The organism is Prauserella rugosa (assembly GCF_000719975.1).
GTDB classification, from domain to species: Bacteria; Actinomycetota; Actinomycetes; order Mycobacteriales; family Pseudonocardiaceae; genus Prauserella; species Prauserella rugosa.
In genome coordinates this window covers 18,346-31,900 of record NZ_JOIJ01000018.1, presented here as the reverse complement: position 1 = coordinate 31,900, position 13,555 = coordinate 18,346, and the positions used below count along the sequence as shown (strand labels likewise).

At 70.4% G+C, this 13,555-nt stretch carries 15 protein-coding genes and 1 tRNA gene; 5 read left to right on the top strand and 11 right to left on the bottom strand.

The window, feature by feature from the left end:
• Positions 1 to 5: 5 nt before the first annotated feature.
• The 5 genes from IF64_RS0120595 to IF64_RS0120575 all read right to left on the bottom strand — a co-directional run bounded on the left by IF64_RS0120595 (position 6) and on the right by IF64_RS0120575 (position 4,176).
• On the bottom strand, positions 6 to 380 hold the full coding sequence (locus IF64_RS0120595; RefSeq protein WP_030533794.1) for a VOC family protein: 375 nt from the start codon (positions 378 to 380) through the stop codon (positions 6 to 8).
• Positions 381 to 592: 212 nt separating this feature from the next.
• Positions 593 to 1,459, bottom strand: coding sequence for a metal ABC transporter permease (locus IF64_RS0120590; RefSeq protein WP_030533793.1), 867 nt, complete (start codon positions 1,457 to 1,459; stop codon positions 593 to 595).
• Positions 1,446 to 2,342, bottom strand: a complete 897-nt coding sequence (locus IF64_RS0120585) for a metal ABC transporter permease (protein WP_030533792.1) — start codon at positions 2,340 to 2,342, stop codon at positions 1,446 to 1,448. Before IF64_RS0120585 ends, IF64_RS0120590 begins: the two co-directional genes overlap by 14 nt.
• A complete protein-coding gene (locus IF64_RS0120580) occupies positions 2,339 to 3,193 on the bottom strand; it encodes a metal ABC transporter ATP-binding protein (protein WP_084705991.1) in 855 nt (284 codons plus the stop codon). Before IF64_RS0120580 ends, IF64_RS0120585 begins: the two co-directional genes overlap by 4 nt.
• Positions 3,190 to 4,176, bottom strand: a complete 987-nt coding sequence (locus tag IF64_RS0120575; RefSeq protein WP_030533790.1) for a metal ABC transporter solute-binding protein, Zn/Mn family — start codon at positions 4,174 to 4,176, stop codon at positions 3,190 to 3,192. The genes IF64_RS0120580 and IF64_RS0120575 overlap by 4 nt, the downstream gene beginning before the upstream one ends.
• Positions 4,177 to 4,374: 198 nt before the next feature.
• Between IF64_RS0120575 and htpX the strand changes: the two genes are divergently transcribed.
• Complete coding sequence (gene htpX, locus IF64_RS0120570; RefSeq protein WP_030533789.1) at positions 4,375 to 5,238, top strand: zinc metalloprotease HtpX; 864 nt, start codon at positions 4,375 to 4,377, stop codon at positions 5,236 to 5,238.
• A gap of 62 nt (positions 5,239 to 5,300) precedes the next feature.
• On the opposite strand, the gene IF64_RS0120565 is transcribed toward htpX, so the two are convergent.
• The gene (locus IF64_RS0120565; protein WP_030533788.1) at positions 5,301 to 5,894 is read right to left on the bottom strand and encodes a TetR/AcrR family transcriptional regulator; all 594 of its coding nucleotides are present in this window, start codon (positions 5,892 to 5,894) and stop codon (positions 5,301 to 5,303) included.
• A 70-nt stretch (positions 5,895 to 5,964) separates the two neighbouring features.
• On the opposite strand from IF64_RS0120565, the gene IF64_RS0120560 reads away from it, so the two are divergent.
• A complete protein-coding gene (locus IF64_RS0120560) occupies positions 5,965 to 7,167 on the top strand; it encodes an MFS transporter (RefSeq protein WP_051758032.1) in 1,203 nt (400 codons plus the stop codon).
• Positions 7,168 to 7,175: 8 nt separating this feature from the next.
• Here the strand turns inward: IF64_RS0120560 and rfbA are convergent, their stop codons facing one another.
• The 3 genes from rfbA to IF64_RS0120545 all read right to left on the bottom strand — a co-directional run bounded on the left by rfbA (position 7,176) and on the right by IF64_RS0120545 (position 9,851).
• Complete coding sequence (gene rfbA / locus IF64_RS0120555) at positions 7,176 to 8,057, bottom strand: glucose-1-phosphate thymidylyltransferase RfbA (RefSeq protein WP_030533786.1); 882 nt, start codon at positions 8,055 to 8,057, stop codon at positions 7,176 to 7,178.
• Between the two features lie 51 nt (positions 8,058 to 8,108).
• On the bottom strand, positions 8,109 to 9,257 hold the full coding sequence (locus IF64_RS0120550) for a sialidase family protein (RefSeq protein ID WP_030533785.1): 1,149 nt from the start codon (positions 9,255 to 9,257) through the stop codon (positions 8,109 to 8,111).
• Positions 9,258 to 9,359: 102 nt separating this feature from the next.
• Entirely contained in the window at positions 9,360 to 9,851 is a 492-nt protein-coding gene (locus IF64_RS0120545; RefSeq protein ID WP_030533784.1) for a YajQ family cyclic di-GMP-binding protein, read from the bottom strand.
• A gap of 153 nt (positions 9,852 to 10,004) precedes the next feature.
• On the opposite strand from IF64_RS0120545, the gene IF64_RS0120540 reads away from it, so the two are divergent.
• The 3 genes from IF64_RS0120540 to IF64_RS0120530 all read left to right on the top strand — a co-directional run bounded on the left by IF64_RS0120540 (position 10,005) and on the right by IF64_RS0120530 (position 11,372).
• A tRNA-Tyr gene (locus IF64_RS0120540) sits at positions 10,005 to 10,086 on the top strand.
• Positions 10,087 to 10,316: 230 nt separating this feature from the next.
• Positions 10,317 to 10,883, top strand: a complete 567-nt coding sequence (locus IF64_RS0120535) for a DUF2231 domain-containing protein (protein WP_030533783.1) — start codon at positions 10,317 to 10,319, stop codon at positions 10,881 to 10,883.
• A 9-nt stretch (positions 10,884 to 10,892) separates the two neighbouring features.
• Positions 10,893 to 11,372 carry a hypothetical protein gene (locus IF64_RS0120530; RefSeq protein WP_030533782.1) on the top strand — a complete coding sequence of 160 codons (480 nt, stop codon included), beginning with the start codon at positions 10,893 to 10,895 and terminating at the stop codon, positions 11,370 to 11,372.
• A gap of 33 nt (positions 11,373 to 11,405) precedes the next feature.
• On the opposite strand, the gene IF64_RS0120525 is transcribed toward IF64_RS0120530, so the two are convergent.
• Positions 11,406 to 12,473, bottom strand: coding sequence for a tartrate dehydrogenase (locus tag IF64_RS0120525; protein ID WP_030533781.1), 1,068 nt, complete (start codon positions 12,471 to 12,473; stop codon positions 11,406 to 11,408).
• Positions 12,474 to 12,530: 57 nt separating this feature from the next.
• A complete protein-coding gene (locus IF64_RS0120520; RefSeq protein ID WP_030533780.1) occupies positions 12,531 to 13,421 on the bottom strand; it encodes an alpha/beta hydrolase in 891 nt (296 codons plus the stop codon).
• Positions 13,422 to 13,555 lie beyond the last annotated feature (134 nt).

The window sequence follows — 13,555 nt, the reverse complement described above, 5'->3', positions numbered from 1 at the left end:
CGGAGCTAACCGCCGTGCGACGTGTCGATGACGCAGAAGCGGTTGCCCTCGGTGTCGGCGAGCACCACGAAGTCCGGGTCGGCGGGGTAGAGGTCCCAGTCGACCCGCGTAGCACCCAGGGACACGAGCCGGGCGACTTCGGCTTCCTGGTCCTGTGCGTCGGCGGCGTAGAGGTCGAGGTGGACGCGAGGATGTTGTTGCACCGGAGACTCACTCGAGTCGATCGCCACGCCGGGGCCGTGTCCCCGGTGCGGCACGAGCACTACGAAGTCGTCGTTGAGAGCGCCGTCGCGAGGTACGTAGTCGAGCGCGGCCGCCCAGAACGTGGCCGCTCGCCGGACGTCGGCGGCCCCCATGACCACCGTTCCGATGTGCAACATACGCGCACTGTCCACGAAGGACATCTCGCCGTCAACGGGGGTCCCGGGGTCACAACACGGGCTCCCGAATCCGCAACACGCGTTCCCGAGCACGCAACACGGGCTCCCTCGCGGTGCGACACGCGCCCCTGAGTCCGCGACACAAGCCCCCGAATCCACGACACGCGCCCCCAGATCCGCAACACGGGCCCCTGGAGGTGCAACACGGGGTGCTAGGGGGTGGCGCGGCGGCGGGTGAGGAGGCCTCGGCGGGGTGCGAACAGGAGGGCGAGCACGAACAGCGCGCCGCTGGCCAGGCCGATCGTGCCGGGGATGGACGTGTCGGCCGACACGGCGACCGTGTGCCCGGCGATCGACGCGACCCACCCGCACAACGCAGCCACGACCAGCATCGTGCCAAGGCGCGCGGTGAGCAGCCGTGCCGTCGACGCGGGCACCACGAAGAACGTGATCACCAGGATCGCCCCGACACTGTCGAACGCCACGACGGCCAGCCCCGCCACCGCGACCAGCAGCACCTGGCCGATCAGCCTGCCCCGTAGACCCGCCAACTCCGCGAACGCCGGGTCGAACGCAGCCGCCTGCAACGGCCGCCACAGCACGACCACGAGCGCCACGACGGCGACGGTCGCCAGGCCGGTCACCACCAGCGACTGCGGCACGTCTGCCCCGAACAGCGACACGGTCCGCAGCGGGGCGAACGTCAGATCGCCGTAGATCGCCGAGTCCAGATCGATGTGCGCCCCCGAGGCGAATCTGCTGATCCCGAGGATTCCCAACGAGAACAACGCGGGGAACACGAGCGCCAACGCGGCGTCGGATTCGACGACGCCGGTGCGCCGCAGCCAGTCCGATCCGAGTACGCACAGCACGCCGAACGCCGTTGCCCCGACGACCGTCCACAGTGTCGCGCGCTCCCCGGTGAGCAGGAAGATCAGCACAATGCCGGGCAGGACCGCGTGGCTGACGGCGTCCGGCAGCAGCGCCTGGCCGCGCAGCACGAGGAATCCGCCGAGCACCGCGCACGACGTCGACAGCAGGCCGGCGATCACGACGATCATCACGTCATCGGGAGACACGGGCGCGCCCCCTCGCCAGCTTCGCCACGACACCCCGCCGCGGCGCGAACACGACCGACAGCACCGCGAGTCCGGTCGCCAGCAGCACGATCACCGGACCGGCTGGCAGCTCGGCGCGGCCTGCCACGAGACCGCCGACCGCCCCGCTGGCCGCCCCCACGAGACCGGACAGTGGCATCAACACCGCCAACGTGGACGTCACCTGCCGCGCCGCGACCACCGGTGCCACCAGCAGGGCGACCATCAGGATCGCGCCCACCGTCCGTACGCCCAGCACGACGGCCAGCGCCAGCAATCCCGTGCTCGCCGCGTCCACCACCCACGTGCGGACCCCCGCGACCGCGGTGAACCCCGGGTCGAACGTCGCCGAGCGCAACAAACGGAACCCCAGCCCGACCGCCACGACCGCGACGCTCGCCAGTGCCAGCGCCACCACGATGTCGCGCTCCACCATGCCCGCGGTCTGGCCCAGCAGGTACTCGTCCAGGCCGGCCTGGCTGGCGTTGCCCGAGCCGGAGATCCCGGTCAGCAGCACGATGCCCAACGTCAACGACACCGAAAGCACAACCCCGATGGCCGCGTCCGAACGCAGCCGTCCCGTGCGCTCGAGCGCGATCATCGCGAACGCCGCGACGGCCGCCGACACCGCGGCGCCCAGCAGCAACAGCTCGGGCACCTTCGCCCCGGTGACCAGGAAGGCCACGGCGACACCCGCCAGCGTGCCGTGGCTCATCGCATCGCCGAACATGCTGCGCTGCCGCAGCACCGCCAACGGGCCGAGCAGTCCCGCGACGAAGCCGACCACCGCCGTGCCGACCACCACCACGGCGTCCGCATAGGACAGTGGCAGCGCGTCGAGCAGTCCTCCGAGCACGCCCGTCATCGCACCGCCAGCGGAGCCATGCCGTAGGCGCGTTCGAGATGCTCGGTGGTGAGGACCTCGTCCGGCGCACCCGCGGCCACGACCGTGCCCGCCATGAGCACGGCGTGATCGAAATGCTCGAGCACGTCCCGTAGATCGTGGTGCACCGCGATCACCGACGCACCGCCGCGGCAGAGGCCGGTGAGGATCTCCAACAGCATCGCCTCGGTGCGCGCGTCGACGGCCGTGAACGGCTCGTCCAGCACGATCAGATCTGCACGTTGGGCCAACGCCCGTGCCAGGAACACCCGCTGACGCTGACCACCCGAGAGCTCGTCGATCGGCCGGTCGGCCAGATCCGCGACCCCCACCTGCTCCATCGCACCCGCGACCACCTCGTCGTCCTCGCGCGTCAACCTGCGCAGCCAACCCCGATGCGGATACCGCCCCATCTCCACGACCTGCACGGCCGTGATCGGGAAATCCTTCGCGACGCTGTCCTGCTGCGGCACGTACGCCACCCGCCGGCGCACCCGTCGCAACGGCTCACCCAGCCAGCGGACCCTGCCCCGCACCGACGGCACCAGCCCCAGCGCGGCTTTGACCAACGTCGACTTGCCCGCACCGTTCGGGCCCACCACCGCGCTCAGCACGCCCGCCGGAATCGTGACATCCACGCCCGTCAACACCGGACGGCCACCGTAGGAGGCGCTCACCCCCTCCAACCGCAGCGCCGCCTCCGCCCGAGTGCCGGCATCGGCCTCCTCAGCGGGAGAACGTGCGTCGTCGGTGTTTTCGGCCTCCTCCGCGGGAGAACGTGCGTCGTCGGTGTCTTCGGCCTCCTCCGCGGAGAAGAGTGCGTCGTCGGTCATCCCAGTCCCTCCTCGAGCACCGCCGCGTTGGCGCGCAGCATTCCGACATAACTGCCGTCGGAACCGGTCGAATCGGAGTACAGCTCCCCGCCGACCCGCACGTCGCCGCCCCGCTGCCGCGCCGCGGCCAGCATCGACTCGACCGTCTGTGGCGACACGCTCGTCTCCAGGAACACGGCGGGCACGTGCTCGCGTGCCAGCAGCTCGGCCACGCGGGAGACGTCCGCCGTCGTCGCCTCCTGCTGGGTCGACATCCCCTGGATCGCCACGACCTCCAGCCCGAACGCGTCGCCGAAGTAGCGGAACGCGTCGTGCGAGGTCACCAGGGTGCGTCTGCGTTCGGGGATGCGGTCGATCACCGCCTGGACGTCGTCGGCGGCGCGCAGCACCTCGCCGCGGTACGCGGCGCCGCGGCGCCGGTAGTCGTCGGCGTGGGCGGGATCCAGCGCGGCGAGATGCTGGGTGACGGCATCGACGACGTGTACCCAGCGGTGCGGGTCGTGCCAGATGTGCGGGTCGAACTCCTCCTCGGGTGCCGAACCCGCGGCGGGCCGCAGCAGCCGGTCGTGCGGCACGGCCTCACCGGCGAACAGCACCGGCTTCGTGCGCGCGATGTCGGTGAGGGTCTGCTCCAGCGCACCCTCCAGGTACAACCCGACGGCCACGACCGAGTCGGCCCGTCGCATCTCCCGCAGATCACCGGCCCTGGCCTGGTACAGGTGCGGATCGACGCCGGGCCCCATGAGCCGGACGGTGTCGACGTCGTCGCCGCCGATGCGCGAGACCGTGTCGTCGAGGAACGTCGTCGTGGTCACCAGGCGCAGCTTCGCGTTGTCCGACGTCACCGGTTGGAGCGCGTAGCCGACGGCGCTCGAGATCGCCAGGACGAACACCACACCGAGGGCGACGAGCGCACGCCGATCGCGGCGCCTGGCGCGTCGGCGACGCTCGGCGCGCGTGGGCTCGGCGCCCGCGATTTCCATGGCCACCCCCGAAGTTTCGGTGCGACGAACTCTACTCTACGCCGCTGCGAAACCGGGCGTGGGTGTGGTGTGCTACACGCCCACCTCGAACGTCCGAAGTAGACTCGCACGGCGCTACGCAGGAACTTCGGCCGGGCCCTGAGCGTTGGCCCGGGTGCAAGCCGATTTCGGATCCCGAGGCGGGAGGAGGGTGAGCTGGTGCACAAGCACCACAACGGTCTCAAGACAGCGCTGCTGCTGGGGCTGATGAGTGCGCTCATCATCGGGATCAGTGGCCTGTTCGGCAGGGGCGCCCTGATCATCGGCCTGCTGATCGCGCTCGCGATGAACGGCTACGCCTACTTCAACTCCGACAAACTGGCGTTGCGTGCCATGCGGGCCCAGCCCGTGTCGCAGGCGCAGCAGCCCGCGATGTACCGCATCGTGCGGGAGCTGGCGACGTCGGCGCGTCAGCCCATGCCCCGGTTGTACGTCAGCCCGACCAGGGCACCCAACGCGTTCGCCACCGGGCGCAATCCGCGCAACGCCGCGGTGTGCTGCACCACGGGGATCCTGGAGATCCTCGACGAGCGCGAGCTGCGGGCTGTCCTCGGTCACGAGCTGGCGCACGTCTACAACCGCGACATCCTCATCTCGTCGGTCGCGGGCGCGCTGGCCAGCGTGGTGAGCTTCCTGGCCAACATGGCGATGTTCGCGGGCATGTTCGGCGGCAACCGTGAGGGCGGCGGCAACCCGATCGCGATGATCCTGTTGGCGCTGCTCGGGCCGGTCGCGGCCGGCATCATCAAGATGAGCGTGAGCAGGTCGCGCGAGTATCAGGCCGACCAGTCCGGCGCCGAGCTCACGGGCGACCCGCTGGCGCTGGCGTCGGCGCTGCGCAAGCTCGAACGGGGCACCAGCTCCGCTCCGCTGGCCCCGGACCCCAAGGTCGTGTCGCAGTCGCACCTGATGATCGCGAACCCGTTCCGGCCCGGCGAGCGCATGTCGCGGATGTTCTCGAGTCACCCGCCGATCGAGGACCGCATCCGCCGCCTGGAGAACATGGCGCGCCGGCAGCTCTGACCCCCGCAGCCTGACTCCCGCAGCTCTGACACCCAGCGGGGGACGCCGGCCTGCGCTCGGCGTCACCCTCGGCCGCTGAGCGCGCGGCGGGCGAAGGCGACCGTGTGGGCGCGGAGGATCGCGTGGTGCTCCTCGTCGTCACGGGCCCTGCCGTCTCCTGCGTCACTTCCTGTGGGTACGAGGAAGCCGGCGAGTTGGGGGAGCGTGTGGGGCCAGGCGGCGAGGCCGAGCAATGTGAACAGGGTGGCGGCGGTCTCCCGGTCCACGTCGGTACCGAGTGCCTCGGCGAGCGCGGCGACCTTGTCGTCGTAGCCCTGCGCGCGGCGGTCGGCGTCCGGCACGGGCCGGTCGTCGTAGTGCAGTGACTCCCACAGCAGCAGCCGGAGCAGCAGCGGGTGCTCGCGGTGGTAGTCGTAGAGCCTGCCGACGTACTCGGCCAGGTCGCCCTCGGGCAGTCCGATACCCCTGGCGTGCTCGGCCTTCGCCTCGGTGATCACGGCGTCGAACAGCTTCTCCTTGCTGCCGAAGTAGCCGTAGATCCGCTCTTTGTTGACGCCTGCGCGTGCCGCGATGGCGTCGACGCGCGCGCCGGCGATCCCGTGTGCGGCGAACTCGTCGCGGGCGGCATCGAGGAGTCGTTGGCGGGTGCTGCTCATGCCGTCCATGTCTACCAGGTGGCCAACCGGCCGGTTGAAATCCAACTAGTTGGTTGGACACCATGGAGGCATGACCGCCACGGATCTCTCCACCCGCGGCACCGCGCACGTCTGGGCATCGCCCGCGAGCACCCTCGCGACCTTGGTGACCAGCGCTGTGGTGGGTGTCGGACAGACCTACGCCGTCATTCCGCTGCTGCCCGCGATCGCCGCCGAATTCGGCACGTCCACCTCGGCGGCGACGTGGATGTCGACGGCGTTCAGCCTCGCGTTCGCGCTGAGCTTCCTGGTCGCAGGCCCGCTCGCCGACCGGTTCGGCCCACGCCGCGTGATCCTCGCCGGACTCGTCGCGGCGGCCGTGACGACGGCCGCGGTCCCGCTCGCGACGTCGTTGCCCGCGGCCGTGGCGTTGCGCTGCGTGCAGGGAATGGCGGTCGCGATGCTCGTGCCCACGGGGTTCGCCTACGTCACCGGACACCTCGAGCCGGGGCGCCGTCCCGTGGCGTTCAGCGCGCTGGCCAGCGCCGGCATCGCGTCGGCGGTCGTGTTGCAGGTCGCCGCGCAGGTGCTGGCGCCGGTGGGCTGGCGTGCGGTGTTCCTCGCCTCCAGCGGGGCGTTCGTGCTGCTCATCGCAGTCGTGACGGTGGTGCTGCGGCCGGACGCGCTGGCTGCCACGCCGCGGGCCGACTCGGTCGTGGCTGCGCTCGCTGCGGTGCCGAAGCTGCTCACCCGTCCGCGGCTGCTCGGGCTGTACCTCGCGACCGCCGCGCTGCTGGGCGCGTTCGTCATCGTCTACACGGTGGTCGAACTCGCCGGGCCCGACGCGGTGAGCAGTCCGGGCGCGATGCTGGCGTTGCGGGCGAGCGCGTTGCCTGCGGTCGTGCTGGCGCCGTTGCTGACGCGCGTACTCGCCGGGGTGGCGCCTCGCGTGCGGGCGATGGTGTCGCTGGCGGTGTCGGCGATCGCCGCGCTGCTGCTGCCCGTGGCGGGCGGCAGCGTTGTGGGGTTGGCCGCGGTGCTGCTGGTGTTCGTCGGCGGCATCGCCGTCGGATCGCCGGGCCTCGTCGCGGCGATCCACGCCCACGCGGGCGAATCGGTGGGTGCGGCGACCGCGTTGTACACCGCGTCCCTGTTCCTCGGCGCGAGCGTGGGTCCCCAGCTCGTGGCCGTGGTCGGCGGTTTCGCCCCGACGCTCGTGGTCACCGCTGGGCTCCTCGCGGCGGCGACGGGCCTCGTGGCGCTGTGCACCCAGGGAGACCGCCGCCCCGCGTGAACCGTGGTTCAGGCGGTGGCGCCTGCGGCTTTCGCGATGTCCATGACGTAGTCGCCGTAGCCGCTCTTGGCCAGTTTCGCGCCGAGCCGGTGACACTCGTCGGCGTCGATGTAGCCCATGCGCAGGGCGACCTCTTCGAGGCAGGCGATCCGCACGCCGGTCCGGTGTTCCAGCACCTGCACGAACTGGCCTGCTTCGAGCAGCGAGTCGTGCGTACCGGTGTCCAGCCAGGCGAACCCGCGCGAGAGTTCCACCAGCCGCGCCCGGCCCTGCCGCAGGTAGGTCATGTTGACGTCGGTGATCTCGAGTTCGCCGCGGGCCGAGGGCCGCAGTCCGCGTGCGATGTCGACGACCTGGTTGTCGTACAGGTACAGCCCGGTGATCGCCTTGTTCGACCGCGGCACCGCGGGCTTCTCCTCGATGGACAGCAGGGTGCCGTCGCCGGAGATCTCGCCGACGCCGTATCGCTGCGGATCCTTGACGGGGTAGCCGAACAGCACGCAGCCGTCGAGGCCCGCCACCTCGGCCTGCAGGGTCCGGGAGAAGCCCTGGCCGTAGAAGATGTTGTCGCCGAGGATCAGCGCCACGTCGTCGTCGGCGATGAAGTCGGCACCGATGACGAACGCCTCGGCGAGACCGTTCGGTGCGGCCTGCTCGGCGTAGGACAGCTCGAGTCCGAACTGGCTGCCGTCGCCGAGCAGCCGGCGGAAGTTGGGCAGGTCGGACGGTGTCGAGATGATCAGGATCTCGCGGATGCCGGCCAGCATCAGCACCGAGATCGGGTAGTAGATCATCGGCTTGTCGTAGACGGGCAGCAGCTGCTTGGACACCGCCTGCGTGATCGGGTGCAGCCGGGTGCCGCTGCCCCCCGCCAGCACGATGCCCTTCATCGCCGCCCCTCCGGTCGACCCGTCGTCACCTGTTCGGGGTCAGCGTACCGACTACCGCGACGGGCCGGTGCCGAAGAAGACCTGACAGCCGGAGGCCGTGCGATCGGCCGTGAGCTGGAGCATGGTGTCGCCGTCGTCGACGGGCAGCAGGGCCGGGCTGTAGTTCGGGCACGGATCGTCGACCGGGTTGGCCACCTCGACCGGCGCCGGCACCTCGTACCACGGGCCCTCGCCGAGGTTGTCGTTGGCGAGGATCGTCTTGCCATTGCCCTCGTTGGGTTCGCCGTCGGCGTTCACGTAGATCTGTCCGATGAGGAGGATCCGCGTGCCGTTGGGGCCGCCGGGGAACAGCGAGACGGTCGGCGAATGCTCGAAGTGCCTGCCCTCGGCGGTGCCGACCTGGGTGCCGGGTGCGGTCGGGTCGCCGAAGTCGGCGCCGTCGTCGGAGATCTTGAAGTACGGGTCGCAGAACCGCTCGCCGTAGTTGCAGATCTCGTAGCTGTAGTAGTGCCTGCCGTCGGGCAGTTTGCGCACGATCGGCATGCCGGGCCGCACCTCGAACGGTTGCATGGCCAGCGTGTGCTTCGGCTCGGACCAGTTCGTCAGGTCGGTCGTCGACAACTGGGCGTTGACCTGGTCGAACCGGTCGCCGCGCTCGTCGGCGTAGTGCAGCTGGAGCGCGCCGGTGTCGTCGACGTTGAACTCCGGTTCCCACACGCCGGGCTTGCCGCTGGAGGTCACCGGTTCGGACACGAACTCCCACGAACGGCCGGTGTCCTCGCTCGCCCAGACACGGATGCCGATCTCGCGGTCGGCGCCCGCCTTCTGCCGGTAGCTCGCAGCCCAGAGCAGCGTTCCGGCGTCGTAGTCGCCCACGGCGCGCGGCAGCTCGTACAGGGTTCCGCAGCACATGCCCTTGCCGTAGACGCCTTCCGGGTCGCGGACCTCGCCGACCTGCTCGAACGTCTCACCCTCGTCGGTGCTCTCGTAGACGGGTGCGTAGAAGCCCCAGTCGTCGTTGCTGGTGAGGGTGGCGAGGATGCGCCCGTCGTGGCCCGCGCCGCCGTGCTGGGTGCGGATGACGCGCGGGTAGGCGCCGTACGCGTCGTGCAGTAGCTGACGTTCGGCCGCGTGCGCCACCGCGGGTGCGGCGCTGAGGCACAGGAGCACGCTGAACAGGACGGCGAGCGACTTACGCACTGAAAACCCCCGGTCTCCGTCGGTGACCGGGGGATTCAAACACGATCAGGTGACAGCGCGTCAACGGTTGACGCACAATTCACGAAGACGTGCCCTGAGGTCTCACCGATAGTTGGTGAACTGCAGGGCGATACCGAAGTCCTTCTCCTTCAGCAACGCGATCACGTCCTGCAGGTGGTCCTTCTTCTTGCCGGAGACGCGGAGCTGGTCACCCTGGATCTGCGCCTGCACGCCCTTCGGCGCCTCGTCGCGGATGTACTTGGAGATCTGCTTCGCCTTGTCCTGCTCGATGCCCTCGACGATCGTGCCGGTGACCTTGTAGATCTTGCCCGACGCCGCGGGCTCGCCCGCGTCGAAGGCCTTCATCGAGACGCCGCGCTTGACGAGCTTCTCCTTGAAGACGTCGACGGCCGCCTTCACCCGCTCCTCGGTCTCCGCCTCCACGGTGATGGCGTTCTCGCCGGACCAGGCCACGGACGCGCCCGTGCCCCGGAAGTCGAACCGGGTCGACAGCTCCTTCGCCGCCTGGTTCACCGCGTTGTCCACCTCCTGGCGGTCGACCTTGCTCACCACGTCGAACGACGGATCGGCCACGCTGCACGCACCTCGCTGTCTGCATCGATTGATCGGTAGAACGGACGGGCCGTGCACACGGCCGCACCGCAAGGGTAGTCACCGGGTACCCGGGTGTGGGTGCGGCAGGCGTGGGCGGTACGCTGTCTCCTTGCCGGACGAGGTCCGGAACCCGGCGGGTTGCCCGAGCGGCCAAAGGGAGCTGACTGTAAATCAGCCGGCACTGCCTTCGGGGGTTCGAATCCCTCACCCGCCACTCGCTCGAAGGCGCCCCCTGCTTGTCGCTGGGGGCGCCTTCGCTTGTTTCGAGCTTCGTCATCTCTTGTGGGGGCACAGCCCCCAAACCCCGTCCGGGGAGTGCCCCGGGCCCCCATCCTCGTGGTCCCGTTTGGTGCTCCCGAAGGCCTGCCGGCTGATTTACAGTCAGCTTCCGACTGGGTCAGGGGCATCCGAGTCGGCCCGCGGTCCGGCGGGTAGCCGGTGGGCATGTTCGTACGTCGGATCCTGGAATCGACCGAGTCGCTGCGTGCCGTGGACGGACCGGCGGCCACGGTCCAACGCTCGGTGCGGCGCGTGCTCGGCCGCGGTGGCCTCGACCGGTTCCTTCGCGGGGCCTGGCTCGGCCACCCGGTGCACCCGTTGCTGGTGGCCGTGCCGATCGGGGCGTGGACCTGTTCCTCCGTGCTCGACATCGGTTTCGACCAACCCGTTGCCGCCCGTCGGCTCATGGCCATCGGACTCGCCGCCACCCCGCCCACGGTCGTGACCGGCCTGGCCGACTTCTCCCGGCTGGACCCCACCCAGCGGCGGGTCGCCCTCCTCCACGCCGGAGCCAACGCGGTCGCCGCAGGCCTCTACCTGCGTGCCGTGACGTGCCGGAACCGGTCGGCGAGCCGCGCCTGGGCGTGCGCGGGACTAACGGCACTCGCCGCGGGTGGCGCGCTCGGCGGTCACCTGTCGTACGCGCTGGGAGCCGGCGTCGGCCGCTGGCAGCAGACGTCCGCCGAATCCGGGCCGGAACCGGCAGGAGTGCGAGCCGGACATGTCGGGTAGTGCTGAGCCGTGAACCGTCTGCTGGCGATCTACCTGAACGACCAACTCGCCCTCGGCACGCTGTGGCGCGAGCTGGCACGCCGCTCGGCACACAGCAACCACGGCACCGAGTACGGCGAGGCCCTCACGCAGGTGGCGCAGGGCATCGCCGAGGACGTCGACACCTTCCGCGCGATCATGGAGCAGCTCGGCGTACGCACCAACCCGGTGAAGACCGGCCTCGCCGTGGCCGCCGAACGCGTCGGACGGCTCAAACCGAACGGCAGACTGCGGTCGTACTCGGCCCTTTCCCGGTTCGCCGAGCTGGAGATCCTCGTGATGGGCATCCGGGGCAAGAAACAGCTGTGGACGACGCTGCGTGACCTGGCCGACCTCGGCTCCCGGCTGCCCGACATCGACTTCGACGAGCTCATCGCCCGAGCGGAACGGCAACGTGCCGAGCTCGAACCGTGGCGTGGGCAGGCGGGTCGCGACGCGTTCACCACGTAGCGACCCGCCCACCGGCGCCCGCCCGTAGCCGGGTCAGCTTGCCTTGATCGCCTCGGCCACGGCCTGTCCCAGGTCGCTGCACGTGGCCGTGCCACCCAGGTCCGGGGTGCGCACCGTGCCCTCGGCCAGCACGCGCTCGAACGCGTCGACGATCGCCGCGCTCGCGTCGGCGTGGCCGAGGTGGTCGAGCATCATCGCGCCGGCCCAGATCTGCCCGATCGGGTTGGCGATGCCGCGGCCCGCGATGTCCGGTGCGGAACCGTGGACCGGTTCGAACAGCGAAGGGAAGGCTCCCGTCGGGTTGATGTTGCCGCTCGGTGCCACGCCGATCGTGCCCGTACACGCGGGTCCGAGGTCGGACAGGATGTCGCCGAACAGGTTCGAGGCCACCACCACGTCGAACCAGTCGGGGTGCAGCACGAAGTTCGCCGTGAGGATGTCGATGTGGTACTTGTCCACCCGCACGTCGGGATACTCGGCGCCGAGCGCGGCGACCCGTTCGTCCCAGTACGGCATCGTGTGCGAGATGCCGTTGGACTTCGTCGCCGACGTCAGGTGGTTGCCGCGCCGCTGCGCCTGCTCGAAGGCGAACCGCACGATCCGGTCGGTGCCCGTGCGGGTCATGACGGTCTCCTGCACCACGGCCTCGCGTTCGGTGCCCTCGAAGATCCGCCCGCCGATGCTCGAGTACTCGCCCTCGGTGTTCTCCCGCACCACGAGGAAGTCGATGTCACCGGGCGCACGGCCGGCCAACGGTGCGGGCACACCGGGCAGCAGGCGCACCGGCCGCAGGTTCACGTACTGGTCGAAACGGCGCCGGAACTGCAGCAGCGACTCCCACAGCGACACGTGGTCGGGCACGACGTCCGGCCAGCCGACCGCGCCGAAGTAGATCGCGTCGAAGCCCTGCAACACCTCGAACCAGTCCTCCGGCAGCATCCGCCCGTGCTGCTGCCAGTACGCGGCAGAGGCGAAGTCGAACTCCTGGAAGCTCAGGTCGATGCCGAACAGCTCTGCGGCACGGCGGACACTGCGCAGGCCCTCGGGGACGACCTCGGTGCCGATGCCGTCGCCGGGGATCACCGCGATGGTGTGGGTCATGGACTGTCCTCTCGTGAACGGGGCTTCCTGGGACGGAATAGGGGCGCGTTGGGCACGTCAGCCGGAGCCGAAGAACGACCGCATCTCCCGCACCACCTCGTCGGGGCATTCCTCGGCGAGGTAGTGCCCGCAGTCGAGCGCGCGGCCGGAGACGTCGGCGGCGACCTGCTTCCACAGTGGAATCGGATCGAACAGTCGCTCGATGACCCCATGCCGGGCCCACAGCACTCGCAGCGGCACCGACGTGACGCGGCCCGCGGTGCGGTCGGCGCGATCGTGGTCCAGGTCGATGGTCGCGGCCGCGCGGTAGTCCTCGCAGATCCCTCGCGCGCGGCCCGTGCCGGTGAGGCCGGCGACGTAGTGGTCGAGCACCTCGGGCGGGAACGGGGCCAGACCCGCGTGCCTGCCGCCCAGCACGCCCTCGACGTAGGCCCGCGGATCGGCCTCGACGAGCGTTTCCGGCAACGGCGCGGGCTGGATGAGGAAGAACCAGTGCCAGTAGGCGGTCGCGAACTCCCGGTCCGCGCCCTCGTACATGTCCAGCGTGGGAGCGACGTCGAGCAGCATCGCTTTGTCGACCCGGCCGGGCGCGTCCACGGCGAGTCGGGCGGCGACGCGGCCCCCGCGGTCGTGACCCGCGACGAGGAACCGGTCGTGCCCGAGCGCCGACATCAGCTCGACGCAGTCGCGCGCCATCGTGCGCTTGCTGTGGGCGGCGTGGTCCTCGTCGGCGGCGGGGCGGCCGGAATCGCCGTAACCGCGCAGGTCGGGGGCGACGACGGCGAAGTCCTCGGCGAGCTCGGCGGCGACGCGGTGCCACATCATGTGGGTCTGCGGATGTCCGTGCAGCAACAGCAGCGCGGGGCGGGACGCCCGTCCGCCGACGCGGCCCCGCAGCCGGACGCCGTTGACCCGCAGGTCGAGGTCCGTGAAGCCGGAAAACGTCACCGCTCACCCCTTCGTCGCAGCACAGCGTGCCCGGTACTGCGGCGATGCTAGGTTTTCCGCTGGCGACAAGGAACATCGTGTGAGGCAAGGCGCCTTTGCGTGTGGCGCAAACCGGCGGGCCGTCTCGGTGTGCG